This is a genomic window from Zavarzinia sp. (assembly GCF_049306435.1).
In the GTDB taxonomy this organism is placed as follows: Bacteria; Pseudomonadota; Alphaproteobacteria; order Zavarziniales; family Zavarziniaceae; genus Zavarzinia.
In genome coordinates this window covers 1-26166 of record NZ_JBAQRT010000171.1, presented here as the reverse complement: position 1 = coordinate 26166, position 26166 = coordinate 1, and the positions used below count along the sequence as shown (strand labels likewise).

The 26166-nt window shown below is 67.0% G+C and carries 26 protein-coding genes; 12 read left to right on the top strand and 14 right to left on the bottom strand.

The window, feature by feature from the left end:
- The 3 genes from WAZ62_RS09440 to WAZ62_RS09430 all read left to right on the top strand — a co-directional run.
- Positions 1-672, top strand: a 672-nt coding sequence (locus WAZ62_RS09440) for an alanine dehydrogenase (RefSeq protein ID WP_422643267.1), incomplete at its 5' end; no start/stop codon positions are given.
- A gap of 18 nt (positions 673-690) precedes the next feature.
- Entirely contained in the window at positions 691-1644 is a 954-nt protein-coding gene (locus WAZ62_RS09435) for an alpha/beta hydrolase family esterase (RefSeq protein ID WP_422643266.1), read from the top strand.
- 65 nt (positions 1645-1709) lie between these two features.
- Positions 1710-1856 (top strand): hypothetical protein, encoded by a 147-nt coding sequence (locus WAZ62_RS09430; RefSeq protein WP_422643265.1) that lies wholly within the window; start codon positions 1710-1712, stop codon positions 1854-1856.
- A 13-nt stretch (positions 1857-1869) separates the two neighbouring features.
- On the opposite strand, the gene WAZ62_RS09425 is transcribed toward WAZ62_RS09430, so the two are convergent.
- The 3 genes from WAZ62_RS09425 to WAZ62_RS09415 all read right to left on the bottom strand — a co-directional run bounded on the left by WAZ62_RS09425 (position 1870) and on the right by WAZ62_RS09415 (position 5455).
- Complete coding sequence (locus tag WAZ62_RS09425) at positions 1870-3438, bottom strand: helix-turn-helix domain-containing protein (RefSeq protein WP_422643264.1); 1569 nt, start codon at positions 3436-3438, stop codon at positions 1870-1872.
- Positions 3439-3505: 67 nt separating this feature from the next.
- The gene (locus WAZ62_RS09420) at positions 3506-4168 is read right to left on the bottom strand and encodes a helix-turn-helix domain-containing protein (RefSeq protein WP_422643263.1); all 663 of its coding nucleotides are present in this window, start codon (positions 4166-4168) and stop codon (positions 3506-3508) included.
- A gap of 9 nt (positions 4169-4177) precedes the next feature.
- A complete protein-coding gene (locus WAZ62_RS09415; protein WP_422643262.1) occupies positions 4178-5455 on the bottom strand; it encodes a cytochrome P450 in 1278 nt (425 codons plus the stop codon).
- A gap of 137 nt (positions 5456-5592) precedes the next feature.
- Between WAZ62_RS09415 and WAZ62_RS09410 the strand changes: the two genes are divergently transcribed.
- Genes WAZ62_RS09410 through WAZ62_RS09390 form a run of 5 tightly spaced genes read left to right on the top strand, consistent with a single transcriptional unit; the run spans position 5593 to position 9885 of the window.
- Positions 5593-6597 carry a phosphotransferase family protein gene (locus WAZ62_RS09410; protein ID WP_422643261.1) on the top strand — a complete coding sequence of 335 codons (1005 nt, stop codon included), beginning with the start codon at positions 5593-5595 and terminating at the stop codon, positions 6595-6597.
- A gap of 1 nt (position 6598) precedes the next feature.
- Complete coding sequence (locus tag WAZ62_RS09405) at positions 6599-6976, top strand: DUF6285 domain-containing protein (protein WP_422643260.1); 378 nt, start codon at positions 6599-6601, stop codon at positions 6974-6976.
- Between the two features lies 1 nt (position 6977).
- Positions 6978-8267 (top strand): acyl-CoA dehydrogenase family protein, encoded by a 1290-nt coding sequence (locus WAZ62_RS09400; RefSeq protein WP_422643259.1) that lies wholly within the window; start codon positions 6978-6980, stop codon positions 8265-8267.
- A 33-nt stretch (positions 8268-8300) separates the two neighbouring features.
- Entirely contained in the window at positions 8301-9542 is a 1242-nt protein-coding gene (locus WAZ62_RS09395) for an NAD(P)/FAD-dependent oxidoreductase (RefSeq protein WP_422643258.1), read from the top strand.
- A gap of 22 nt (positions 9543-9564) precedes the next feature.
- Positions 9565-9885: a 2Fe-2S iron-sulfur cluster-binding protein gene (locus WAZ62_RS09390; protein WP_422643257.1), complete on the top strand. Its 321-nt coding sequence runs from the start codon at positions 9565-9567 to the stop codon at positions 9883-9885.
- Between the two features lie 97 nt (positions 9886-9982).
- Here WAZ62_RS09390 and WAZ62_RS09385 read toward each other — a convergent pair whose 3' ends face one another.
- A complete protein-coding gene (locus WAZ62_RS09385; RefSeq protein ID WP_422643256.1) occupies positions 9983-10765 on the bottom strand; it encodes an SDR family NAD(P)-dependent oxidoreductase in 783 nt (260 codons plus the stop codon).
- 132 nt (positions 10766-10897) lie between these two features.
- On the bottom strand, positions 10898-12127 hold the full coding sequence (locus tag WAZ62_RS09380) for an acetyl-CoA C-acetyltransferase (RefSeq protein WP_422643268.1): 1230 nt from the start codon (positions 12125-12127) through the stop codon (positions 10898-10900).
- A 160-nt stretch (positions 12128-12287) separates the two neighbouring features.
- Between WAZ62_RS09380 and WAZ62_RS09375 the strand changes: the two genes are divergently transcribed.
- Positions 12288-13439 (top strand): acyl-CoA dehydrogenase family protein, encoded by a 1152-nt coding sequence (locus tag WAZ62_RS09375; protein WP_422643255.1) that lies wholly within the window; start codon positions 12288-12290, stop codon positions 13437-13439.
- Positions 13440-13451: 12 nt separating this feature from the next.
- Here the strand turns inward: WAZ62_RS09375 and WAZ62_RS09370 are convergent, their stop codons facing one another.
- From WAZ62_RS09370 to WAZ62_RS09345, 6 genes are all read right to left on the bottom strand, one after another.
- Positions 13452-14207: an ABC transporter ATP-binding protein gene (locus WAZ62_RS09370; RefSeq protein WP_422643254.1), complete on the bottom strand. Its 756-nt coding sequence runs from the start codon at positions 14205-14207 to the stop codon at positions 13452-13454.
- Positions 14195-14992 (bottom strand): ABC transporter permease, encoded by a 798-nt coding sequence (locus WAZ62_RS09365; RefSeq protein ID WP_422643253.1) that lies wholly within the window; start codon positions 14990-14992, stop codon positions 14195-14197. The genes WAZ62_RS09370 and WAZ62_RS09365 overlap by 13 nt, the downstream gene beginning before the upstream one ends.
- A gap of 130 nt (positions 14993-15122) precedes the next feature.
- The gene (locus WAZ62_RS09360) at positions 15123-16175 is read right to left on the bottom strand and encodes an ABC transporter substrate-binding protein (protein ID WP_422643252.1); all 1053 of its coding nucleotides are present in this window, start codon (positions 16173-16175) and stop codon (positions 15123-15125) included.
- Between the two features lie 121 nt (positions 16176-16296).
- Positions 16297-17649, bottom strand: a complete 1353-nt coding sequence (locus WAZ62_RS09355; RefSeq protein WP_422643251.1) for a calcium-binding protein — start codon at positions 17647-17649, stop codon at positions 16297-16299.
- A gap of 109 nt (positions 17650-17758) precedes the next feature.
- The gene (gene dmpG, locus WAZ62_RS09350; protein WP_422643250.1) at positions 17759-18802 is read right to left on the bottom strand and encodes a 4-hydroxy-2-oxovalerate aldolase; all 1044 of its coding nucleotides are present in this window, start codon (positions 18800-18802) and stop codon (positions 17759-17761) included.
- On the bottom strand, positions 18802-19743 hold the full coding sequence (locus WAZ62_RS09345; protein WP_422643249.1) for an acetaldehyde dehydrogenase (acetylating): 942 nt from the start codon (positions 19741-19743) through the stop codon (positions 18802-18804). The genes dmpG and WAZ62_RS09345 overlap by 1 nt, the downstream gene beginning before the upstream one ends.
- 112 nt (positions 19744-19855) lie before the next feature.
- On the opposite strand from WAZ62_RS09345, the gene WAZ62_RS09340 reads away from it, so the two are divergent.
- Positions 19856-20608, top strand: a complete 753-nt coding sequence (locus WAZ62_RS09340; RefSeq protein ID WP_422643248.1) for an IclR family transcriptional regulator — start codon at positions 19856-19858, stop codon at positions 20606-20608.
- Here the strand turns inward: WAZ62_RS09340 and WAZ62_RS09335 are convergent, their stop codons facing one another.
- The 3 genes from WAZ62_RS09335 to WAZ62_RS09325 all read right to left on the bottom strand — a co-directional run bounded on the left by WAZ62_RS09335 (position 20609) and on the right by WAZ62_RS09325 (position 24280).
- Positions 20609-21985 carry a DUF1329 domain-containing protein gene (locus WAZ62_RS09335; protein ID WP_422643247.1) on the bottom strand — a complete coding sequence of 459 codons (1377 nt, stop codon included), beginning with the start codon at positions 21983-21985 and terminating at the stop codon, positions 20609-20611. It lies immediately after the preceding gene.
- 21 nt (positions 21986-22006) lie between these two features.
- Positions 22007-23380 (bottom strand): hypothetical protein, encoded by a 1374-nt coding sequence (locus tag WAZ62_RS09330; protein ID WP_422643246.1) that lies wholly within the window; start codon positions 23378-23380, stop codon positions 22007-22009.
- Positions 23381-23641: 261 nt separating this feature from the next.
- The gene (locus WAZ62_RS09325; RefSeq protein WP_422643245.1) at positions 23642-24280 is read right to left on the bottom strand and encodes a TetR/AcrR family transcriptional regulator; all 639 of its coding nucleotides are present in this window, start codon (positions 24278-24280) and stop codon (positions 23642-23644) included.
- Positions 24281-24368: 88 nt separating this feature from the next.
- Here WAZ62_RS09325 and WAZ62_RS09320 point away from each other — a divergent pair, with 88 nt between their 5' ends.
- A complete protein-coding gene (locus WAZ62_RS09320; protein ID WP_422643244.1) occupies positions 24369-25229 on the top strand; it encodes a M24 family metallopeptidase in 861 nt (286 codons plus the stop codon).
- Between the two features lies 1 nt (position 25230).
- Positions 25231-26166, top strand: a 936-nt coding sequence (locus tag WAZ62_RS09315; protein ID WP_422643243.1) for an alpha/beta fold hydrolase, incomplete at its 3' end; no start/stop codon positions are given.

The following is a 26166-nucleotide window of genomic DNA, read 5'->3' as shown; positions in this document are numbered from 1 at the left end:
GAGCGGGCCCATGGCGGCAGCGGCATCCTGATCGGCGGCGTGCCGGGTGTCGCCCCGGCCCGGGTGATCGTGGTCGGCGGCGGCGTCGTCGGCGAGAATGCGATCGAGATCGCCGTGGGCATGGGCGCGGATGTGACGGTGATCGACCGCTCCCTGCCCGCGCTCGACCGACTGGCCAAGCGCTTCGGCCCGGCGCTCACCACCCGCTATTCGACCAAGGCGACCTTCGATGCCCTGATCCCGGTGGCGGATCTCGTCATCGGCGCGGTGCTGGTGCCGGGCGCCGCCGCGCCTCGGCTGGTGACGGCGGCCCACGTGAAGGCGATGCGGCCGGGCTCCGTTCTCGTCGATGTCGCGATCGACCAGGGCGGCTGTTTCGAGACCAGCCACGCGACAACCCACGAGAAGCCGACCTATGTCGTCGACGGCGTCGTTCACTATTGCGTCGCCAACATGCCGGGGGCGGTTCCCCGCACCTCGACCTATGCCCTGAACAACGCGACGCTGCCCTTCGGCCTCGCCCTCGCGGACAAGGGCTGGAAGGCGGCGCTGGCGGAGAATTCGCATCTGAAGGCGGGGCTGAATGTCTGCGCCGGGCGCATTACCCATGCAACCGTCGCCCGCGACCTGGGTTATGATTTCACCGACCCGGAGACATTCCTCCACGGATGAACAGCGGCGGAGAGGGCGATGCGTTACGGTCCGGCCATCCTGATCCTGCTTCTCGCCCCCCTCCTTCGCCACCCTGCCCTGGCCGCGGATTTCCCCGACAAGGGCAACCCCGCGACGGCCACCAGCCGCAGCCTGACGACGGCGGACGGCAGGCGTGACTATCTGGTGCAGCCCCTGGCGAGCCCGGGGCGCCATCCGGTCGTCGTGCTTCTCCACGGCGGCACGCAGGATGCGCGGCGGATCTGGAAACAGACCAGCCTCGCCACCCTCGGCAAGGCGGAGGGCTTCATCCTCGTCGCCCCCGACGGTATCGACGGTCATTGGAACGACGGCCGCGGCTCGACCATCGCCGGCGATGCCCCTTCGACCGCCGACGATATCGGCTTCATCAAGGCGGTGATCGCCGATGTCATCGCCCGCGACGGCGGCGACGCCGCCCATGTCTATCTGGCCGGGGTTTCCAACGGCGGCTTCATGGCCATGCATTTCGCCTGCGACGCGGCCGAGGTGCTGGCGGCGGGCGCCAACCTCATCTCGAACCTGCCGACGGAAGAAGCGAAGACCTGCCGCCCGCGAAAACCCCTGCCCTGGCTGTCCCTGAACGGGACCAGCGACGCGATCATCCCCTTCGAGGGCCAGCCGGCGGGCACGAAGAAGCGCGGCGAATTGCAGCCCGAACTACTATCGGCCGACGCGACTTTCGCCTTCTTCGCCGACAAGGCCGGCTGCGCCCCGGCGGTGACCACGCAGCGACTGCCGGATATCGACAGGAAGGACGGCTCCTGGCCCGAATTGCGCGAGCGGGCGGGCTGCGCCGGCGGCATGGAATCCCTGCAGTATGTGATGCATGACAGCGGCCACATCACCCCGGGCCTGAAGGTCGGGCCCGTGATCGCCCGCTTCCTCGGCGGCACCAACATGGATGTCGACACGGGGACGCTGCTGTGGAACTTCTTCAGGACGGTGCGCTAGTCCTGCCCGCAGGAACATTGCCCGTCACCCGGTGTTCAGCGAACACCCATCGAGCGGAGAACAGAATGCCCAGAAATCTCCTGATCGCCATCATCATCGTGCTGCTCGGCGTCGGCGGCTTCTTTGCCTATCAGGCTTATCAGAAGGACCAGAACACGCTGTCGATCGAAGTCGGCCCGAACGGCGTGAAGATCGATCCGCCCGCCCAATAAGCCGGGCCGGCCATCAGAGCTTGTCGAGATACCAGGCGTGGTCGAGGGGATTGACCTCGGCCTCGTAACGCTCGAATTCGGCGCGGCGCAGGCGGCCATAATGCTGGTGATAGGCTTCGCCCAGGCAGCGCGGCAGGATCAGCCCGTCGTCATAGGCATCGAGCGCGTTCGACCAGTGGCGCGGCAGGCTGGGCGCGACCAGATCATATGAATTGCCCTCGACCGGGGGGCCGGGATCGATCTGGTTCGCGAGGCCCCAATGCATGGCGCCCAGGATCGCCGCGACGGCGAGATAGGGATTGGCATCGGCGCCGCAGACCCGGTGCTCGATCCGCCGGGCCTTGCCGTCGCCGCCCGGCACCCGCAGCGACACCGTGCGGTTCTCGAAGCCCCAGCACGGCGCGACCGGTGCGTAGGAACCCAGCTGAAAACGGCGGAAGGAATTGGCGTTGGGGGCGAAGACCGCCATCGATTCCGGCATCGCCGCCATCAACCCGCCGATCGCGTGGCGCAGTCGCTCCTCCGCCCCCGGATGGCCGGGGCTGAAGGTGTTGCGCCCCTTCTCGTCGACGAGGCTGACATGGACATGGAGCCCTGAGCCCGAGATGCCGCCATAGGGCTTGGCCATGAAGGTCGCGTCGATGCCGTGACGCCGGGCGACCGCGCGCACCGTGCGCTTGAACAGGATGGCATGGTCGCAGGCGACGGCGGCATCGGCGACATGATGCAGATTGATCTCGAACTGGCCCGGGGCATATTCCGACAGGGCGCCGGTGACCGGCACGCCCTGCGCCTCCATCGCCGCTGAAATATCCGACAATACCGTGCGATGGGCGTCCATCTCGTCGAGGGACAGCACCTGGGTCGACCAGTCGCGCCGCCCGGTATAGGGCGAGGGCACCGGCTGCGGCGCCCCCAGCAGGGTGCGGTCACGGTCGATCAGATAGAATTCGAGCTCGCAGGCGACGACCGGATTGAGGCCGAGGGTGCGGAACTTCTCGAGCACGCCGCACAGCACCTGACGCGGATCGGCGAAGAAGGGCGCGCCCTCCTCGTCGAGGAGAGTCAGCACCATCTGGGCGGCATCGGGGCCGACCCAGGGCATGGGCAGGATGCGGCCATCGACCGGCACGGCGATCTGGTCGCGATCGCCGGTATCCATGCCAAGGCCCGCTTCCTCGACATTGTCGCCGTGGATGTCGAGTCCGAAGATCGAGCCGACGAGCTTCAGTCCGTGGTCGATGACATCGATCGCCTCGGCCCGTGTCGCCCGCTTGCCCCGGCAAACGCCATTGGTGTCGGCGATGACGAGATCGACATGGCGAACCTCGGGATGGGCATCGAGATACTGGCGCGCCGCGACCACGGGATCGTGATGTTCGTCGGCGGGATCGGGTGGCGGATAGAAATCGGCGGGAGAGACCTGACCGGAGGAAGCTTCGGCCAGGCGGCGCATGGCTTCGGGTCGGGGGATCTGGCGGCCGCTGGTGTAGCGGCTCATGGCGGCGACGGAAACACCCGCGCGGCGGGCGAATTCGGTCAGGGTGAGGTGCTCTCGGGCGAGGTAATCGATGATTTTCACGATGCCCCGAGCCTAACCCGCCGCCCCGGGGGCTGGCAAGCGAGGCCAGTTTGCAACGTATCCTGTGTCACAGGTGCCGGCGCGTCTCGTCCGAAAGCGGGCCGCGCAGCAGGCCTTCGAGGCCATCGATCAGGGTCCGCCGGGCCAACTCGGCGGTCCAGCCTTCCGGCCACAGGGCGGGGCTGGCGAGGGCGGCCGAACGGGAGGCGATGAAGGCGAAAGCCTGGAGCATGGCCAGCCGGATGCGCTGGGCGACGATGATGTCCGGCAGGGCCGGCATCATCCGCCGCAGATGGGCGATGCAGCGCCGCGTCGCGGTATCGAGATCGATATGGATCGCCTCGAACAGCATTTCGCTGTGGCTGGCGATCACCCGATCGATGAAGCGGCGACCATCGGCGGGCACGCCATCCGCCGCCTCGTCCGACAGATCGATCAGGATATCCAGCACCTCGCCCATGTGGCGGGGCCCGCCCGCCGCCTCCATCGCATCGACCCGGCGGTTGCGGCCGACCTCGAGGATGGCGGCGATATCGGTGATCAGTTCCGCGATCAGCGCTTCCTTGGAGCGGAAGTAATAATTGACCGATCCCGCGTTCTTCTGGCCGGCCTCGCGCGTGATGTCGCGGATCGAGACTGCGTCGAGACCACGGTCGGCAAACAGGCGGCGGGCCGCCTGTTTGATCCTTTCGCGAGTGTCCTCGCCACGAGTGGAGCGTTCGTCGAGCATTCGCGCAGATTAGGCGATCTCGAAACGGATCGGCAGCACTTTCGGGCCGTTGACGAAGCTGGATTGCGAGACCTTCGCCTCCCCCGCCAGTTCGACCGACTTGAGGCGCGGCAGCAATTCCTCGAACAGGATGCGCATTTCCATCTTGGCCAGATGCTGGCCGAGGCACAGATGGGCGCCATAGCCGAAGGCGAGATGCTTGTTGGGCTTGCGATCGACGCGGAAGCTGAAGGGGTCCTCGAACACCTCCTCGTCCCGGTTGCCCGAGGCGTAGCACAGCATCAGCCAGTCGCCCCTGGCAATCCGGCGGCCGGCCAGTTCGGTATCTTCCGTCGCCGAGCGCATGAAGGTCTTCACCGGCGTCGTCCAGCGGATCGCCTCGTCGACGAGGCCGGGGATCAGGGACGGATCGCGTTTCACCAGATTGAACTGGTCCGGGTTCTCGGCCAGGGCCCACATGGCGCCCGCGGTCGAGGACGAGGTGGTGTCGTGCCCGGCGGTGGCGACGATGATGTAATAGCTCATCGCCTCGAAATCCGAGATCGGCGCGCCGTCGATGGTCGCATTGGCGAGGATGGTCGCGAGATCGTCGCGCGGGTTGCGGCGCCGGTCCTCGGAGATCACGCTGAAGTAGGATTGGAAGTCGTCGACCGTTGCCTTCATCATCAGGGCGATCTGCTCGGTGTCCATCATGGTGATCATCATGCGAGCCTGATCGGGGTCCTGCGCCCCGAACAATTCCTGCGTCAGGCGCAACATGCGCGGCTCGTCCTCGGGCGGGACGCCCAGGATATCCATGACCACATGCAAGGGGTAGCCGAGCGCGAGATCGGCGACGAATTCAGCCGTGCCGCCCTTCTCGAGGAAGCGATCGACCGCGCCTTTCGCGATCTCGCGCACCCGCCCTTCCACCTTCTTCAGGTTCTGCGGCATGAACCAGCTCTGGGTCAGGGCGCGGTATTTGGGATGGTCCGGCGCGTCCATCTGCACCAGCGAGCGGACGAGATGGGGGCTGCCCCCGGTCAGCTTGCGGACGAAGGCATCGCCTTGCCGGTCGACGATGGTGGTCGGCCGATCCGCCGAATGGAACAGGCTGTTCTGCCGGCTGACCTCCAGGATGTCGGCGTGTTTCGTCACCACCCAGAAGGGGTCGAAGCCTTCGGGCTCGGCGATGGCCAGGGGCATGTTGGCCCGCAGCCAGGCATAAGTCTCATGCAGCTTCGCCGTATCGCCGAACACCACCGGATCGACGATCGCATTGGCGATCGCCTGCGGAATCCTCTCCATGACGCGTTTCCCTGTTTCTTGCCGGACGGTGATCCCGCCCTTGCGTTATTAGTACGATGTTTTAATATGCCATAAAACAGGTCGGCACAAGTCCGATCGGAGAAGGAAAAGCCGGCCCGACCGGTGGGGAGGACATCATGGACAAGGGCATCGGCCACCCGGTCGCCGAGGGCGTGGCGCGCCTTGCCGCCACCCTGGTGCCAGGGGGCGGAACCGTGACCGCCTGCCGGCGCCTGTCGGGCGGGGCCAGCCAGGAAACCTGGGCCTTCACCGTCGCGGGAGTGGCCGGGGCGGAAGATTTCATCCTGCGCCGCGCGCCCGAGGGCAATTGGCTGCCCGGCCTCGCCATCGCCCTGGAGACCGAGGCGGAATTGATGAGCCGGGCCGGCGCCTCCGGCGTCCCCTCCCCCGGCGTCCGCCATGTCCTTACCCCCGGCGATGGACTGGGCCGGGGCTTCGTCATGGGCTTCGTCGCGGGCGAGACCCTGGGCCAGCGCATCGTCAGGGAACCCGCCTTCGCCGATATCCGGCCCCGCCTCGCCGGTCAATGCGGCGCCATCCTGGCCCGTATTCATGACGTGCCGGCCGGCGACATCGCCGACCTTCGCCGGCTGGATGCCCGAAGCCAGGTCGATGAACTCGCCCGCATGTACCGCGCGGGCGAGCAGGTCCGGCCGGTGTTCGACCTGGCCTTTCGCTGGCTGGGCGGGCATCTGCCGGCGCCGGTGCCGCCCGTCCTCGTCCATGGCGATTTCCGTAACGGCAATCTGATCTTCGGTCCCGAGGGCATCCGCGCCGTCCTCGACTGGGAACTGGCCCATCTCGGCGATCCGATGGAAGACCTCGGCTGGATCTGCGTCGCTTCCTGGCGCTTCGGCGCGATCGATCTGCCGGTCGGCGGTTTCGGCCGGCGCGAGGACCTGTTCGCCGCCTATGAAGCCGCCAGCGGGCGCCCGGTCGATGCCGGCGCCGTCCGCTTCTGGGAAGTGCTGGGGACCTTACGCTGGGGCCTGATCTGCAACGAAAGCGGCACGCGCTTCGCCGCCGGCCTCGATCGTTCGGTCGAGCGGGCGATCATCGGCCGCAGGGCTTCGGAAACCGAAATCGACCTCCTTCACCTCCTGACCGGACGGGACGACTGACATGCAGGACCTGCCCTCGGCGCCCGACATTCTCGGTGCCGTCACCGACTTCCTGAAGGCCGATGTCCTGCCGGCCCTGTCCGGCCGCCTCGCCTTCGACCTGCGGGTCTCGATCAATGCCCTCGAACTCGTCGGGCGGGAACTCCGCCTCGGCCCCGCCTCGGCCGCGGCCGAGACCGCCCGCCTGTCCGCCCTGCTCGGCCGCGACGGGACATTGGCCGAGCTGAACGCCGCCCTCGCCGAGCGGATCGCCGACGGCAGCCTCGATCAATCCAGCCCCGGCCTTGCCCAGCATCTGATCGCGACGACGGCCGAAAAACTCGCCGTCGACCAGCCGAAATACGCCCGCTTCCGCCGCCTGACCGAGGAAGGCCTCTGACATGGATTTCAACCTGCCGCCGGCGCTGACCGACTATCTCGCCGCCCTCGACCGTTTCATCGCGGACGACCTCGCCCCGCTGGAGGCGGTGGACGACAATATCCGCTTCTTCGATCATCGCCGCGAATGGGCCAGGACCGACTGGGAGGCCGGCGGCCTGCCCCGGAAGGATTGGGAGGACCTGCTCGCCACCGTCCGCCGCAAGGCCGATGCCGCCGGCTTCCTGCGTTTCGCCCTGCCCCGGGAATACGGCGGGCAGGATGGCTCCAACCTGTGGATGGCGGTGATTCGCGAACATCTGGCGGCCAGGGGCCTCGGCCTTCACTGCGACCTGCAGAACGAACATTCGATCATCGCCAACAATCCCTTCGTCCTGATGTTTCGCGATTTCGGCACCACGGCGCAGCAGGCGGAATTCATCCCCGGCATGCTGGCCGAGACGAGGCGCCTCGCCTTCGGCCTGACCGAGCCCGAGCACGGCTCGGACGCGACCCACATGGAGACCGTCGCGGTGCCCGAGGTCAGGGGGGGCCGCCAAGGCTGGCGCATCGACGGCGAGAAGATGTGGACGACCGGCATGCATGTCGCCACCCATTGCCTGACCTTCGCGCGCACCGCCGGCAAGGCGGGCGATGCCGCCGGCATCACCGCCTTCCTCGTCCCCGCCGATGCGCCCGGCCTGAAGATCGAGGAATATCTCTGGACCTTCAACATGCCGACCGATCACCCGAGGGTGAGTTTCCGCGACGTTTTCGTCGGCGATGACGCTGTCTTCGGCCAGCCCGGCGCCGGCCTCGCCCTCGCCCAGCATTTCGTCCACGAGAACCGCATCCGCCAGGCCGCCTCCAGCCTCGGCGCCGCGACCTATTGCATCGAGGAAGCGGTGCGTTACGCCCGCCACCGCAAACCCTTCGGCGAGGAGCTGGCGCGCAATCAGGGCATCCAGTTCCCGCTGGTCGAACTCGCGACCCAGGCCGAGATGCTGCGCCTGCTCATCCGCAAGACGGCCTGGGAGATGGACCAGATGAGCAAGCCGGAAGTCGAGAAACGTCTCTCTGACAAGGTTTCAATGTGCAATTACTGGGCAAATCGCCTGGTTTGCGAGGCCGCGGACCGCGCGATGCAGATTCACGGCGGAATAGGCTATTCCCGTCACAAGCCCTTCGAGCATATATATCGCCACCATCGTCGCTATCGCATCACCGAGGGCGCGGAAGAAATTCAGATGCGAAAAGTGGCGGCCTATCTTTTCGGTTATGTCGGTCCTCGGCGGAAAGTGTTCGAACACTGAACCATCCGTCGCAAGAATGAGGGGAGTACAGAGGTGGCAGAACAGTCGCTTTCGCCGGAGACGAGGATCGTCGTGCTCGGTGCCGGTCACGCGGGGGGCTCGATCGCGGGTTTCCTGCGCCAGTTCGGTTATCCGGGCATCATCACGCTCGTCGGCGATGAACCCATCGCGCCCTATCACCGCCCGCCCCTGTCCAAGGCCTGGCTGAAGGGCGAGGCCGATGCCGCCAGCCTGGCGCTCCGTCCCGCCAGTTTCTACGAGGAACAGAAGGTCGAGCTTCTCCTGTCGCGAAGCGCGACCGCGATCGACCGGACGGCGAAAACCGTCACCCTGTCGGACGGCACCGCCCTGCCCTACGACATCCTGGTGATCGCGACGGGCGCCCGCGCCCGCCGCCTGCCCATTCCCGGCGCCGATCTCGCGGGCGTTCTCGAGCTGCGCAACGCCGAGGATGCCGAGAAGCTGAAACAGGCGATCGGCCCGGGCAAGCGCCTCGCCGTGGTCGGCGGCGGCTATGTCGGCCTCGAAGTCGCGGCTTCCGCCCGCGCCCTCGGCGCCGATGCCGTGGTGATCGAGCGCGAGGCACGCGTCCTCGCCCGGGTCGCCTGCGCGGAGCTTTCCAACTTCTTCCAGACCTATCACGGCGGCAAGGGCGTCAGCTTCGAGCTGAACGCCGGGGTCGAGGGGTTTGTCGGCACCGACGGCCATATCTCGGGCGTTCGCCTGTCGGATGGCCGGGTCATCGCCTGCGACGCCGCCGTCGTCGGCATCGGCGCCATTCCCAATGACGAGATCGCCGGGGCGGCCGGTCTCGCCCTCGATGCCGGCATCCTGGTCGATGCCGACGCACGGACCAGCGATCCGTCGATCTTCGCCATCGGCGACGTGACCCGCCGTCCCCTCAGCCACTATCAGCGCCTGCACCGGCTGGAGAGCGTGCCCAACGCCCTCGAACAGGCCAAGCAGGCGGCGAGCGCGATCATGGGCCGGCCGCGCCCGGCACCGGAAGTGCCTTGGTTCTGGTCCGACCAATATGACCTGAAGCTGCAGATCGCCGGCATTCCCTTCGATGCCGACCGGATCATCGTCCGGGGCGACCGGGAGGCGGCGAAATTCGCCGTGTTCCACCTGAAGGGCGACCGGATCGTCGCGGTCGAGGCGGTGAATGCGCCGCCGGAATTCATGGCGGGCAAAATGTTCATCGGTAATGCCAAGCCGATCGATATCGATAAACTGGGCAACGACAGCGTTTCAATGAAGGAGGTCGCCGCCTGAGCGGCGCGACAGGATCAGCACGATGGCGAAGATTACCTATATCGAGCACAACGGCACGCCGCATGAGGTCGAGGTCAAGGCCGGACTTTCCGTGATGGAAGGCGCCGTTAAGAATAATATTCCCGGCATCGACGGCGATTGCGGCGGCGCCTGCGCCTGCGCAACCTGCCACGTCTATGTCGACGACGCCTGGCGCGACAAGGTCGGCACGCCCGAGGACCTCGAGAAGTCGATGCTCGAATTCGCCGAGAACGTCGAGGAAAGCTCGCGCCTGTCGTGCCAGATCGTGGTCAGCGACGCGCTCGACGGTCTCGTCGTGCGGATGCCCGAAAGCCAGCACTGAACAATGCCACGTCGTCCCGGCGAAGGCCGGGACCTCGCGACACGAAAGCACCGCGCCTCCCCCTCTCCGATGACAGTGGAGAGGCGCGGCCCTTTCGTCAGCGCGGCGACATGCGGATGGCGCCGTCGAGGCGGACATCCTCGCCGTTGAAGTAACCGCAGGTGATCATGGTCAGCGCCAGCTGGGCATATTCGGCGGGCATGCCCAAACGCTTCGGAAACGGCACCGAAGCGGCCAGCGCCGCCTTCACGTTCTCGGGCGCGGCCGCCAGCAGCGGCGTGTTGAAGATGCCGGGCAGGATCGTGTTCACGCGGATGCCCTCGCCCATCAGGTCGCGGGCGATCGGCAGGGTCATGCCGACGACGCCGCCCTTGGACGCCGAATAGGCCGCCTGACCCATCTGGCCATCCTCGGCCGCGACCGAGGCGGTGTTGACGATGGCACCGCGTTCGCCGTCTTCCAGCGGATCGAGGGTCAACATCCCCGCCGCCGACTTGGCGATGCAGCGGAAGGTGCCGACCAGATTGATCTGGATGATCTTGTCGAAACTGTCGAGCGGGAAGTGCTTCACCTCGCCGCTGGCCTTGTCGCGGCTCGCGGTCTTGATCGCATTGCCGGTGCCGGCGCAATTGACCAGAATGCGTTCCTGACCATGGGCGGCGCGGGCCTTGGCGAAGCCGGCGTCGACATCGGCGTCCGAGGTTACATTCACCTTGCAGAAGGTGCCGCCGATCTCGGCCGCGACCTGTTCGCCCCTGGCCTCGTTCATGTCGAAGATGGCGACCTTCACACCCTGCGCGGCCAAGGCCCGCGCCGTGGCTTCGCCAAGGCCCGAGGCCCCGCCGGTGACCACGGCGGCGATCGTGTTGTCCAGTTTCATCTGCGCTCTCCCCGTTGTTTCCTCTGATTTATATAAGTAGACGGGCGGAGCACTGGAGGAGCAGGTCTCCGCCCGTCACTTGTCCGGGTCACAGTCTTCCGCGCATCCGCGCCCGGGCAAGCTCGTTACCGATCACATGCGCTCGATGATGGTCGCCGGGGCCATGCCGCCCGCGGCGCAGAGCGTGGCGAGGCCGACGTTCACGTCCCGCCGCTCCATCTCGTCGAGCAGCGTGCCGAGGATGATGGCGCCGGTCGCGCCGATCGGATGGCCGAGCGCCATGGCGCCGCCATTCACATTGACGATGCTGGCATCGACATCCATCTCGCGCATGAATTTCAGCGGCACGACGGCGAAGGCTTCGTTGATCTCGACCAGATCGACATCCTTCATGGTCATGCCAGCGAGCTTCAGCGCCTTGCGGGCCGCGGGCGCCGGGGCGTTCAGCATCAATTCGGGGCTGTCGCCCGCGGTCGCCATGGCCCGGATGCGGGCGCGCGGCTTCAGGCCGTGAGCCTTCGCGTATTCGGGCGAGGCGAGGATGACCGCGCCCGCGCCATCGACGACGCCGGACGAATTGCCGGCATGGTGGATATGCTCGATCTTCACATCCGGGTAACGCTTCTCGACCAGCGCCTTGTAACTCGTGCCTTCCTCGTCGAGCGGATAGGCATACATGGCGGCGAAAGCGGCCTTCAACTGGCCGAGGCCTTCCAGCGTGGTGCCGGGGCGGGGGAATTCATCCTTGTCGAGGGCAAGGCTGCCATCGTCATGATAGACGGGAACCAATGCCCGGTCGAAATGCCCGTTGCGGATCGCGTGATCGGCCCGGCGCTGGCTTTCCAGCGCCAGCTGGTCGACATCGTCGCGGCTGATGCCTTCGAGCGTCGCGATCAGATCGGCGCAGATGCCCTGATGGGGCTGGGGATGAATATCGCGCAGGTGCAGATTGCCCGAATCCATGAAACGCGAGCCGTTCAGGGTGGAGCCGTGAGACATGGATTCGACACCGCCGGCGACGACCAGATTCTGCATTCCCGACATGATGCCCATGGCGCCCAGGTTGACCGCCGTCAGGCCCGAGCCGCAGAACCGGTCGAGACTCATGCCCGGCGCGTCATTGTCGTAGCCGGCGTCGAGCGCGGCCATGCGGGCGATGCACCAGCCCTGCTTGCCCCATTGGCTGCCGCAGCCGGCGATCACATCGTCGACATCGGCCGTGTTCAGGCCGTTGCGCTCGGCGAGGGCCTTCAGGACCGTGGACAGGATGCGCTGGGGATGGACCTCGGACAGGGCGCCCTTGCCCAGTTTGCCAATGCCGCGCGGCGTGCGGGCGGCGTCGATGATCCAGGCTTCTGACAGGCTCATGTCTCTCTCCCCTTATGTATTGGCTTTGATTTAAATAGACGTTTAACAATGGGCGGCGTCGCTGGCAAGGGGGAATTCGCAGCTGTTTCGCGCTTGCCCGGGAATTGCGCACGGCCTAAGCCAAAGCGGTGAACAGACAGGCAAGGGAAGCAACATGATCAGCGCCAAGGTGACGGAAACCGTCCGCCGCGTGGACGCCTTCATCCGCGAAACCGTGATCCCCTATGAGACGGATCCGCGAAATGGCGGTCACGGCCCGACCGACGAACTGGTACAGGAAATGCGGGAGAAGGCCCGGGCCCTCGGCCTGGTCGCGCCCCATGTCCGGCCCGACGGCAGCCACGTCAGCCATGTCGAGACGGCGGCCCTGCTGAAGGCCTCGGGCTATTCGCCGCTCGGCCCCCTCGCCGTCAATGTGATGGCGCCGGACGAGGGCAATATGTACCTCCTCCACAAGGTGGCGACGGCGGAGCAGAAGCGCCATTTCCTGAAGCCGCTGGTCGAGGGCCGCACCCGCTCCGCCTTCCTGATGACCGAGCCGGATGGCGGTGCCGGGGCCGACCCCGGCATGATGAAGACGACGGCCCGGCCCGACGGCAATCATTGGGTGATCGACGGCCGCAAGACCTTCATCACCGGGGCCGATGGCGCCGCCTTCGGTATTGTCATGGCGAAATCGCCCGGCGGCGCGACCATGTTCCTCGTCGACCTGCCGAACCCGGCGATCCGCATCGAGCGGGTGCTGGACACCATCGACAGCTCGATGCCCGGCGGCCATTCGGTGATCGCGATCGAGAACCTGCGGGTCAGCGCCGATCAGGTGCTGGGCGAGATCGACCAGGGCTTCCGCTATGCCCAGGTGCGGCTGGCGCCGGCCCGGCTGACCCATTGCATGCGCTGGTGGGGCACGGCGAAACGCGCCCATGATATCGCCACGGGTTACGCCGTGAAGCGCCACGCCTTCGGCAAGCCGCTGATCGACCATGAAGGCGTCGGCTTCATGCTGGCGGATAACGAGATCGACCTGAAACAGGCCGAATTGATGATCGACTGGGCCGCCGCCGTGCTCGACACCGGCGCGCCCGGCACGACCGAAAGCAGCATGGCGAAAGTCGCCGTCTCGGAAGCCCTGTTCCGCGTCGCCGACCGCTGCGTGCAGATCCTGGGCGGCACCGGCGTCTCGCGCGACACGGTGGTCGAACAGGCGTTCCGCGAAATCAGGGCTTTCCGCATCTACGACGGCCCGTCGGAAGTGCACCGCTGGTCGCTGGCGAAGCGGCTGAAGAAGCTGAACACCCCGGCCTGAGGGGGTAACCTCTCAGATCCCCGCGCCGTCCGAGACCGTGTTCTGCAGATTGTCGCGGATCTCGGCGGCGAGGCCTTGCGCGTCGGCATGGTCGCGCAGGCGGGGGCGCGGGGCGGCGACGGTGTGCTGGGACTGGATGCGTCCCGGCTTGCCGCCGAGCAGGATCACCCGATCGGCGAGATAGACCGCCTCTTCGATGTCATGGGTGACGAAGATGATGGTCTTGCCCGTCTCCTGCCACAGGCGCACCAACTCGTCCTGCAGGCTGGCCCTGGTGATCGCGTCGAGGGCGCCGAAGGGCTCGTCCATCAGGAGGATTTCCGGCTCGACCGCGAGGGCCCGGGCGATGGCGACGCGCTGGCGCTGCCCGCCCGAGAGCTGATGCGGGTAACGCTTGCCATGGCTGCCGAGGCCAACCAGCGAGAGCGCGGCTTCGGCCCGGGCACGCCGGCTCTTGCGATCAAGCGACAGGCCCTCGGCGCCGAATTCGACATTGCGCGTCACCCGGCGCCAAGGCAGCAGCCGGGCATCCTGGAACACCATGGCATAGGGGCGGCGATCGGGCGCGGCGGCGGCCGCGACCCGGACCGAGCCGGCGGCGGCCGGGATCAACCCGGCGACGATGCGCAGCAGGGTCGATTTGCCGACGCCGCTGGCGCCGACCACGGCGACGAATTCGCCCTTCTCGACGGTGAGGTCGAAATCCTCGAGGATCGTGTTACCGCCGAGGACGATGGCGAGCCCGCGGATATCGATCACGGGCGCCATGCGAGCAACCTGTTGCGAATGAGCATGAAGACCGCGTCGACGAGGCCATAGAGCAGCGCCATGGTCAGCATGTAGACGACGACGATATCGGAGGCGAGCAGGGTCGCCGCCTCGTTCATGCGCTGGCCGAGGCCGGCGACACCGAACAGTTCGGCCGCGACGACCGACATCCAGGCCTGGCCAAGACCGGTGCGCACGCCCGACAGGATGCCCGGCGTCGAAGCCGGCAGCACGACCTTGACCAGTTTGACGAGACGGGAGCGGTAGCCGAAGGATTCCGCGAGTTCGATCAATTCGCCGTCGACCCCCTGCACCGCCGACAGCGTCGCGTAATAATTGATCCAGAACACGCCGACGCCGACGATGAAGGTCGCGGCGGCGGGCGAGATCTGGAACCACAGGATGGCGAAGGGCACCCAGGCGAGACCGGGAATCGGCCGCAGCACCCGGATCACCCAGGCGGTCAGGCCTTCGAGGGTGCGCGACATGCCGGTGGCGACGCCGAGCGCGATGCCCAGCACCGAGCCCAGAAACAGCCCCGCCAGATAGTGATCGAGGCTTTGCAGGATGCGGTCGAGCCAGATGCCGCTGCTCACTTCCCGCCAGAAGGCGGCGGGCAGGCTGGACGGCGGCGGCAGGAAGATGGGCGACATCAGGCCAAGGCGCGTCACCCCTTCCCAGATCCCGAGGAAACCGAGAAAGCCGAGAATGGCGAGGAAGGTCGGATGACGGAGAAAGCCGGGACCCGCCGGGGCGGGATGTCGGCCATCGGGCGCGGTGCTCATGAGGTCCCGTGACTGCGGCGAAGGGGAGATAGAAATGGCCGAGATCGGCCGTCTTGTCGACGGTTTCCGATCATCGGCCCTGTAATTCACCGACCATCACTCCGGATGGCCGGCATCTCCATGGTCGGGCTTACTTGCCCACTGCCTTTTTGTAGTAGCTGGCGTCGAACAGCTGGGTCAGGTCGCCCACCTTGTCGATCGCGCCGATTTCGAGCTGGAAGTCCTGGAAGATCCCGGTCGATTCCAGGATCGATTCCGGATCGGCAGCGAATTTGGAGCCGGGGGAGACCAGCGCCTTTTCCACCGTCTCGACCGACAGAAGCCCCTTGCCCAGCACGGCATTGACGAGCGGCGCCGCCGATTTCGGATCCTTGTTCAGGAGATCGGTCGCCTTCACGGTCAGGTCGACGAGGCTCTGCGCCGCCGCCGGGGCCTTTTCGATGAAGGCTTCGGTCAGGCCGAAGACGGAGCCGGGCTGATTCGGCAGGATCTGGCCGCCGGTGACCAGGATCCTGATATCCGGGTTCTTTTCCATGACGACGGTGATTGCCGGCTCGCGCACCGTCGCGGCCTCGACGCCGCCGGCCAGCAGGGCTTGCTGGGTTTCCTCGATGCCCAGCGGCACGACCTCGACCGAGGCGTCGTCGATCTTGGCCACCTTGCGGATCCAGTAGAGCAGCATGGTCTGCGGCACCGAGCCCTTGGGCTGGGTCGCGATCTTCACCGGGCGGCCCAGGTCCTTGGCGACCGCGGCGAAGGCTTCGGCGATCGTGCCGCCCTTGGCCACCGCCTCGGCGACCTTCTTGCCGCCGAGCACGGCCACTTCCTCGACCGCCGTCGCCGCGACGACCTTGACGCCGACTCCCTTCTGGCGGGCGACGATCAGCGGGCCGACGCCGGCGAAATAGGCGTCGATCCCACCCGAGGCGACCGCCTGGATCAGGTTCGGGCCGGAGGCGAACTGGGTCAGGGTCAGCTTGAGGCCCTTTTCCTCCGCCCAGCCGAGGCCATTCAGCACGAAGAGCTGCGAGACGCCGGTGACCGGGATGAAGCCCACGCGCACTTCGACCGGATCGACCGCCCGGGCCTTGCGGCCGGCCCCGGCGAGCGCCAGGGCCGCCGCCCCGGCGCCAAGCCCGAGAACCCCACGACGAGCGATGGTGAACATGATCGACCCTTTCATTCCGTCATTCCCCGCACCGGGCAGGGCATTTGCCGGCGAGTGAACGATGAAGGAAAGAATTGGTCAATATGTTTTCGCAAAACCTATATATTCACACTACATAGAAGTTATATATGCCGGGTCACGTGGCGAAGATGAAATCCGCCGCGGAGAGGCTGGCCGAATCGACGCCGATCAGCACGAGATAGCTGATGGCGTCGAACTGCAATTCCGCGTCGGTGGCGCCGCTGATCGCCGGAATATCGTCCAGCGACCGGAAGCCGAAGCTGGAGACATCGATCCGATCGACGCCGACCTCGAAATCGGTGATGGCGTCGGCGCCGCTGCCGCCCTCGCTGCGGGCGGAGGCGACGAAGATATCGGCGCCGGCACCGCCGGTCATGTAGTCGCCCCCGTCGCCGCCGTCGATCAGGTCGTCGCCCGCGCCGGCATCGATCGTGTCGGTGCCGCTGAGGGCGAGGATGCGGTTGTTCCCGTCATTGCCGTCGATCGAATTGCCGACGGCATTGCCGATCGCGTCGATATCGGCCGTGCCCGTCAGGGTCAGGCTTTCGATCTCGGCCTCCAGCACATAGCTGATCGAGGACAGGACATGATCGCCGATGCCGCCGCCGGCCGCCTCGACCACCACGTCGCCGGCGTCGTCGACGACATAGACGTCGTTGCCGGTGCCGCCGATCATCACGTCGGCGCCGTCCTGCCCGTCGAGATAGTCGAGCCCGCCGCGGCCGGACAGGCGGTCGTCGCCAAGCCCGCCATAGATGGTGTTGTCGCCATTGTTGCCGGTGATCGCGTTGGCGAGGTCATTGCCGGTGGCGCCGAGATCGGCGGGACCGGTCAGGATCATGGTCTCGACCTCGGCGGCGAGGGTGCCGCCGATCGAGGTGCGGATCGTGTCGTCGCCGCCACCGGCGACTTCCGTCACCGTGTCGGCGAAATCGTCGATATCGTAATAATCATTGCCGTCGCCGCCGGTCATGGCATCGGCCCCGGTGCCGCCGACCAGATCGTCGTCGCCCAGCCCGCCGATCAGCGTGTCGTCTCCGGCGCCGCCGCGCAGCACGTCGTTCCCCGCCGCGCCGTCCAGCACATTGGCGCCGACATTGCCGTAGATCCGGTTGCCGAGGTCATTGCCCGTCCCGTCGAGATCGGCGCCGCCCCGAAAGCCGAGGTTTTCGACGAAATTCGCCAGGGTGAAATCGACCCTGGCCGCCACCCGGTCCGTGCCGCCGCCGTCGAATTCGACGATCGTGTCCAGAAGATCGGTGACGACATAGATATCGGCGTCCCCACCCCCGGTCAGCGTGTCGCCGCCGGCACCGCCGATCAGCGTGTCGCGCCCGGCCCCGCCGTCCAGCAGGTCGTCGCCGGCCCGGCCGCTCAGGCGGTCATCACCGCCGAGACCATCGATCGTATCCGCGTCGTCCGTGCCCGCGAGCACATTGTCGGCGGCATCGCCCGTTATCACCGTCATTTCGCGATCCCCCCGATCGAGCCTGTCAGGGTGATAGCCTACGCCCGGCGATGCGGGATGTATCGGAGATCACGGCCGGCGATTTCCTCGCCGGCCGTGATCCGTGGCGTCAGGCGACCGCCGCCTTCTTTTCCTTGGCGAGGTCGAGGGCGATGTCGACGATCATGTCTTCCTGACCGCCGACCATGCGCCGGCGACCGGCTTCATAGAGGATGGCGCGGGTATCGACGCCATATTCACTCGAGGCCTTCTCGGCATGACGCAGGAAGGACGAATAGACGCCGGCATAGCCGAGGGTCAGGGTTTCGCGGTCGACGCGGACCGGACGGTCCTGCAGCGGACGCACCAGATCCTCGGCGGCGTCCATCAGCTTGAACAGGTCGCAGCCGTGCTTCCAGCCCTTGCGCTCGATCGCGGCGATGAAGACTTCGAGCGGGGCATTGCCCGCGCCCGCGCCCATGCCGGCGAGGGAAGCGTCGACGCGGATCGCGCCGGCCTGCACGCCGACGATCGAATTGGCGACGCCGAGCGAGAGGTTGTGGTGAGCATGGATGCCGCGCTGGGTTTCGGGCTTCAGCACGCGGTCATAGGCCTCGCAGCGCGCGCGGTAGCCGTCCATGTCCATGGCGCCGCCGGAGTCGGTGACATAGACGCAGGTCGCGCCATAAGTCTCCATCAACTTGGCCTGCTGGGCGAGGTGTTCCGGCTCGATCATGTGGCTCATCATCAGGAAGCCGATGGTGTCCATGCCGAGGTTACGCGCCGCCTCGATGTGCTGCTTCGAGACGTCCGCCTCGGTGCAGTGGGTGGCGATGCGGACCGAGCGGACGCCCAGCGAATAGGCGTGCTTCAGCTCTTCCACGGTGCCGATGCCGGGCAGCAGCAGGGTGGTCAGCGTCGCCTTCTTCACGACGTCGGCGACCGCCTCGATCCACTCCCAGTCGGTGTGGCGGCCGAAGCCGTAGTTGAAGGTGCCGCCGTTCAAGCCGTCGCCATGGGCGATCTCGATGGCGTCGACGCCGGCTTCATCCAGCGCCTTGGCGATCGCCTGGACATGGGAAAGGCCATACTGGTGACGGATGGCGTGCATCCCGTCCCGCAGGGTGACGTCCTGGATGTAGAGCTTGGTCTTGGTGGGGTCGAGCGTAGCCATCACGCGACTTCCTTCAGCATCTTGCGGGTGGCGATCTTCTCGGCGGTGCGCATCCCGGCCGAGGTCATGATGTCGAGATTGCCGGCATAGGCGGGCAGGTAATGCGCCGCGCCCTCGACCTCGAGGAAGACCGAGGTCTTGATGCCCTCGAAGGTGCCGTGACCGGGGATATGCACCGGGTTGTTCGAGCCGAAATGCTCGAACTGCAATTCCTGCTTCAGGCGATAGCCGGGGACGTAGGCCTGCACCCGCTCGATCTGTTCCTTCACCGCCTTGGTGATCGTAGCCTCGTCGGCGCCGGACGACAGGGTGAAGACCGTGTCGCGCATGATCATCGGCGGCTCGGCCGGGTTCAGAATGATGATGGCGCGGCCGCGGGCGGCGCCGCCCACCTGCTCGATGCCATGGCGCGTCGTCTCGGTGAATTCGTCGATATTGGCGCGCGTGCCGGGACCGGCCGACTTCGACGAGATCGAGGCGACGATTTCGGCGTAATGGACCTTGGCGACCGAGGAGACCGCCGCGACGATCGGAATCGTCGCCTGGCCGCCGCAGGTGACCATGTTCACGTTCTGCGCGTCGAGGTGGACGTCGCCGTTCACCACGGGGATGACATAGGGGCCGATGGCCGCCGGGGTCAGGTCGATCATGACCTTGCCCGCCGCCTTGCAGACATCATTGTGCTTCTTGTGCGCGCCCGCCGAGGTCGCGTCGAAGACGATGCCGATTTCCGGCCAGACGGCCAGCTTCTGAAGACCTTCGATGCCCTCGTGGGTCGTCGCGACCCCGAGACGCTGGGCCCGCTTCAGGCCGTCGGATTCCGGATCGATGCCGACGAAGGCACCCATCTCCAGAACCTTGGAATTGCGCATGACCTTGATCATCAGATCGGTGCCGATATTGCCCGAACCGATGATGGCGACCTTGACCTTGGCGCTCATACCGTTCCTCCCGTTGCTCCCCGGGAAATAGCCCCGGTGACGGAGGGATGATTGGCGGAAAGGCGCCGGCTTGCCAATTTACCGCCCCGCCGAATGCTCATATAGTGAGAGAATGAAAAACGATACCACCGCTGGCGATTCCGGCACCCAGGCCCTCGACCGCGCCCTCGGCCTCTTCACCCTGGTACTGAAGGACAGGGGCAAGACGGCGCTGTCAGACCTCGCCACGCAGGCTGGCCTGCCGGTCTCGACCGCGCATCGGCTGATCGCCGCCTTCGAGCGCCAGCGCCTGATCACGAGGGCGGCGCGGGGCCGCTATGTCGCCGGCATGGGCCTCGCGGAACTCGCCGCCGACCGGCGCCAGGTGCTGATCAACGCCAGCCGGCCCCTGCTCCGCCGCCTCGCGCGCCAGCAGAAGCGGACGGCCCATCTCGGCATTCTCGAGGCCGAGATGGTTACCTATCTGGTGAAGGAAGCGGGCGGGCCGGGCAAAGTCTTCACCCGCGAGATGATGCAGCTCGAAGCCTATTGCACCGGCATCGGCAAGGTGCTGCTGGCCGGACTCGACAAGCCGGTACGGGAGCGTTACCTGGCCGGCGGCCCCTTCCCCCGGCTGACCGACACCACCCTGACCGAGCCGGAGCAGTTGCGCGCCGCCATCGCCACCATCGCCGAGCGGGGTTATGCCGAGGATGACGCGGAAATGGCGGAGGGCCTGCATTGCGTGGCCGTGCCCCTGCACGACCGCCAGGGCAGGGTGGTGGCCGCCATTTCCCTGACCGGCCTCGCCGAGACCGGAACACCCGGCGTTCCGCCTGCGCTGCTGGCGACAGCGCGAGCGATCGAGGAAAAACTCTGGGGCTGATCAATCGCCCCGGCGCTGCATCGCCCCTTGCGTGAGATAGAGGTCGTAGGTCGCGGGATCGTTCACCCGCATCACGTCGCCGCTGGCGAGGCGCTGGACCTGTTCGATCCGCGTCATGTGGCCGGTCTGGGTGTTGTAGGCATGGACATGGGTCCAGGACCAATAGGGATGCTTGCCGTCCATGACCTGGCCCTTGCCGTCGTCATAAAGCGAATAGGCCCCGTCGAAGGAGCGGAACAGCTGGCCGCGCCGGTCGAAGCTGACCATGGTGATGGGCAGCATGGTGCGCAGGTCGAAGCGCACTTCCTTCTTCGAGATGGGTGCGCGGGGATAGCGGATGGGCTGGGCCTCGACGTTGATCGCCTGGGGCACCATCTCGACCACCGTATCGTAGAAGGTCTCGCCCTTGGGACCGCCGTGGGTGCCATGAACCCAGTTCTCGGCGGTGGACGACCAGTTGCCCGACAGGCCGGCCAGCGCCGGCCCCGTGCCGACCACCTTGTAGTTGCCCCAGGTCAGGTAAGGATCGCCCGTCGCCCAGGCGTCGGACAGATAGAGATCCGAGCCCGGCAGCAGCGGCTCGAAGCGCTGGTTGGTGGGGAAGCGGCGGATACGCTTGAATTCGGGGACGTAACCGAAGAGGTCCGGGAACTGGCGCTGATCGTAGGGCCAGATGTTGAGGAAGGACGAGCCCCTTATATCGTCGGGCGAGGTGAAGATGATGGACTGGAAGCGCATCTTGTCTTCATGGCCCGGCAGATAGGGCCTGGGCTCCATCGCCACCCGGGCGACGGGCGTCATCTCGGCCCAGACGCCCTCGTAGCGATAGTCGACCTTGCCGCTGACCCCGATATCGCATTCGCTGATGCCATAGACGCTGGCGTCGTGCCGGCCCCAGGACAGGGTCTGGCCGGCGAAGGCTTCCAGCCCGTTGGTGCTGGCGGGAAAGGGATGGCCGCCGATCCAGGGCTTGCCGTCGTCGGTGACGATATTGCCGTCGCCATCCAGCCGGCCGCGGCCCTTGTTGCGCAAGGTCGCCTCGACATATTCCCAGGGCGACAGGCGCATGACGTCGGTCGTCTCGCGGGCCAGGGTCAGGCGCCGCCCCATCTCCTTGACCTGCAGGAACTGGATGGGATCGAGCAGGTCACGGACGATGTCGACATTGCCGGCATCGATCGTGTCGCCCGGCTTCAGCCGGCCCCTGGAATAGGCCTCGATCGACAGCAACTCGTCGGGATAGGCGGCCGAGGCATCGCCCGTCTTGGCGATCGCCTGCCACAGGGGCATCAATACCCCTGCGGCAACCGTGCCCCGACCGAGCTGTTCCAGGAAATGGCGACGGGAATAGTCCCGGTCAAAGCGCCTGATGTGCATGACCGCTCCCCCTCACACCCGTCAAGGCATGAAGGAGAGCAGAGGCAGGCCCGAAAGACCACTGCTACCGCCCGAGAGCAGGCCGGTCAGCGTATTGCTCAGGCGGCCGGCGAATTCCTGCAGGGTCGCCGGATTGGTCAGGCCCTCCAGCAGACCCGGGAGGAGAATGCCGCCCAACTGGTCGGGCTTGGCGGCGCCGAGAAGATAGAGCACGGGCTCGGCCGGCAGCAGGCTGACCAGATCGCCGACCAGCGGCAGGGCGGCGATGGAATTCGCCCCGGTCGGCAGGTCGCCGATGCGCAAGGTGTCGGGCGACAGCAGTTCGGTCACGCTGCCCAGCAGGTCGCCAACCACCGGAATGCCGTCGAGCGGCGTGCCGGTCGAACCCGCCGGCAGGATCCCGGCCAGCAGATTGCCGAGCGGCGCCTGCTCGCCATCGGTCGAAACCAGATTGGTCAGGAGATCGGTCAGCGCTGTCACCGGGCTGTCGCTGGCGCCATTGGCCGAGAGACCGCCCAGCATGCCGCCATCGGACGCCGCCGCGGGGGTCGCCGCGATATCGCCGAATTCCGTGCCCTCCTTGAGGGCGCCGGCCGCGGCGGTGATGAAGCGGATGCCGGTCGCATGGGGCGCGGCGACGAAGAGATTGTTACGCCCCATGTGGCGGTGGCGGTAGATCAGGCTGGGGCCGCCCGCGTCGCCGTCGCCGTCGCCCGAGGCCATGGCGGATTCCGGGGCGCCGGTATAGAGCCGGAGGCCGACCATGCCGACCGCGCCGTCGTTGTCGAAGCCGCCCGTCGCATAGAGAGCGAGGCCGCTGGCCGGGCCGACGAGATATTCGGCCGCTAGATCGCCGCCGAATTCACTGGCCTCGGTATAGGAAACGCCGCCGCCGACCCGCAGATTGGGCGAGGCGTAATAGGCAAGGCCGAGCCGCCCGGCAAAACCGCCGTCGACGATATCGCCGGTCTGCACGCCCGCCATGGCCTCGAGGGTGATCTTCTCAAGATAATATTCGCCGATGGCCGAGACGCTGAACTGGTTTTCCTCGTCGACGGAAAGCGCCGTCAGGGCAAGGCCGATCAGGTGACTCGAGGGATCACGGAAATAGAGTTGGGCGGCGCCGCCGTAGAAGCTGAACTCCGAGGCCGCGTTGCCGACGATACCGTCGATCTGCAGGCCCATGCTGTCGCCGAGGGGGGTGGTGAAGGAGCCGCCGGCGCCATAGAGGCCGCCATTCTCGTCGCCGCCGCCAAAGGCCTCGAACTGGAAACTGCTCGCGGCCACGGCGGCCATGTCGGCCGGGGCTGGCGCCTGATCCTGCGCGCCGGCCCAGGTCGCGGCCCCAAGCGCGGCGCCAAGCGTCGCCGCCGTCAACAAACTGATCCTCTTCATGTGTTCCGCCCCTCGCGTTCCCGCCCGCGCCCCCGCCGGGTCCCGCCGGCATTGGACGCTTATGATTTTTTCTGCCCGGACCTCCCTCGTCCGGGGACCGACCGACAGGTGTGAGAACCATGGCGGCAGGATGCGCCGATACTGCAGGAAGCGGTGGGAGCGGCCTCCCACCCATTAGGGGGGAAATCGGCCCGATGCGCGGACGCTCTGGTTGAGAAAGCCCCAGCCCGGCGCCAATCGCGGCCGGGCGCCCGTCCGGCCCTACACCGAAGCGGCGAGATCGCGGCGGATGGGCACGAGCATGGCGTCGAGAACCTTGGTCGCCGTCGCCTCGGTCTCGGCGCGCGAGACCCCCGGCGTGCTCAGCCACCATTCCGATCCGGCCTCGGCCGCGCCCAGAAGGGCATGGGCATAGGGGCTGACCCGTCGGCGGGCGATGGCGCGATGCAAGTCGGGCGGGGCAAGCTCGGCGAGGGTGATCAGCATCGCGTGAATGAGCGCGGCACGATAGCCGCGCGCCTGTTCGGCCAGGGGGCCGTCGCCCCGCATGGCCGACAGGATCACCCGCCAGCTCGCCGTCTGCTCGTAAAGCCGGCCGATCAGCAGGTCGAGGGTTGCCCGGATGCGGGCTTCGGGGTCGGGGATCGCCGCCATCAGGGCAAGGCCCGCCAGCAGTTCGCGGCCCGTCCGCTGCAGCAACGCCGCCATCAGGCCGGGCTTCGAGCCGAAATAGCTGTAGATCATCGGCTTGGTCACGCCGCAGGCGGCCGCCACGTCATCCATCGAGGTCGCGTGGAAGCCCTGAGCGGCGAACATTTCCGCCGCCACCTGCAGGATCTGCGCTTCGCGCGCCGCCCGCGGCAGGCGCCGGCCGCCGGTTTTGCCCGCATCCTCGCTCATGTCCCGGCTTTTCCGATCGCTCATTGACTCCAACTTACTTTTTAGTAACTTACTCGAAAGTAACAAACAGGGGAAGCGCGGAGCCACCATGTCCATGCCCGATCCGACCGAGCGAATCGCCGCCTTCCGGGCCGCCCAACGCCTTGCTTATGATTGCGCCGAAGCGATCGCGGCGGAATTGCGACCCGGCATGACCGAGCGCGAGGCGGCGGGCCGCATGAAGGCCTGGGCCGGCGATCACGGCGTCCGCGAATGGTTTCACGAACCCTTCGCCTGGTTCGGCGACCGCACGGCCTTTCGCGGCGCCATCGGCATCCGGGCGCTGCGCGGCTTCAATCCCGCCTTCTTCCCCGGTGGCCGCCGGCTGGAGGAAGGCATGGCCTTCATCCTCGACTGCGCGCCGGTGGTCGGCCGGGCCGTGGCCGACATCGGCTATTCCGGCGCCCTCGGCCATAATGCGGTGGTCGAGCAATTGCTGGACGACCTGATCGAACATCGAAACCTCATCCCCCGCGAACTCGCCGCCGGCCGCAGCATGGCCGAGGTTTCGCGCGCGGTCGATGCCCTGTGCCGCCGCCAGGGGGTGGAGCCGCGCCACAAGGCCTATCCCTACACCGTGCTGGCTCACCGCGTGGAAGTGCTGCCGGGCGATGCGTCCCGTTTCAACCTCGCCCGCTTTGGCCTGCGCGCCGTCCGGGAACTCCGCCGCCAGATGGCCGAGGGACAGGGAGAGGGCTGGTCGCCCCTGTGGAACAGTTCCCCCGCCTCCGACCATCCGCCGGTGCCCGGCCTCTGGGCGGTGGAGCCACATCTGGGCTTTCGCGACGTCGGCGCCAAATTCGAGGAATTGCTGCTGATCGGCGACGACGGCGGCGCGCGCTGGCTGGACGACGACCTGCCCCATGTTCGCCGCTTCAAGGCGCGTCCGACCGTGAAGAAAGCCGCCTGACATGAGCACCCCTTTCCAGGTAGAAGCCGGCGAAGTCACCCTGTCCGGCCATGTCGCCGGCCCCGAGAAGGCACCGGTCGTCCTGCTGATCCACGGCTATCCGGACGACAGCACGGTGTGGGACGGCGTCGTCGCCGATCTCGCCGCCGATCACCGGGTCATCACCTATGACGTCCGGGGCGCCGGCGCCTCGACCGCGCCCGCCAGCAGCCGGGGCTATCACCTCGGCCGGCTGATGGCTGATCTATCCGCGGTGATCGAGGCGCAGGTGCCCGACGGCGGCAAGATCCATCTCGTCGGCCATGACTGGGGCTCGATCCAGGGCTGGCAGGCGCTGGTCGACGCCCGCACCCAGCACCGCATCGCCTCCTATACCTCGGTCTCCGGCCCCTCGCTCGACCTTGCCTTCGGCGCCATGGCCCGGCGCCTGCGGGACCAGCCGCTGGCCGCGCTGCCGCCCCTGCTGGGGCAGTTGATGCGCTCGTGGTATGTCCTCGCCTTCCATGTCCCGGCCTTCGCGCCGCTGGTCTGGCGGGCCGGCGCGGCCCGGCTGTGGCCGCGCATCCTGCGCCGCACCGACGGTATCGATGTCGCCGGTCGCCCGACCCAGCTGGAAGACGCCCTGCGCGGCATCAATCTCTACCGCGCCAATTTCCGCGAGAAGCTGATGGCGCCGCAACGCCAGACGATCAGCCAGCCGGTGCAGCTGCTGGTGCCGCGCAATGATCCCTTCGTCAGCGCCGCCGTCTTCGACGATCTCGCGGCCGATGTGCCCCATCTGGTGCGCGAGGATATCGAAAGCGGCCATTGGTTGCCGCTGAAGGACCCGGCCTTGCTGGCGGCGCGCATCCGCCGCTTCGCCGCCCATGTCGACGGCGGCAAGGATTGCGGCGCCTTCGTCCACGGCCGGCGGCTGGCCGCGCGCCGGACCCCGGGG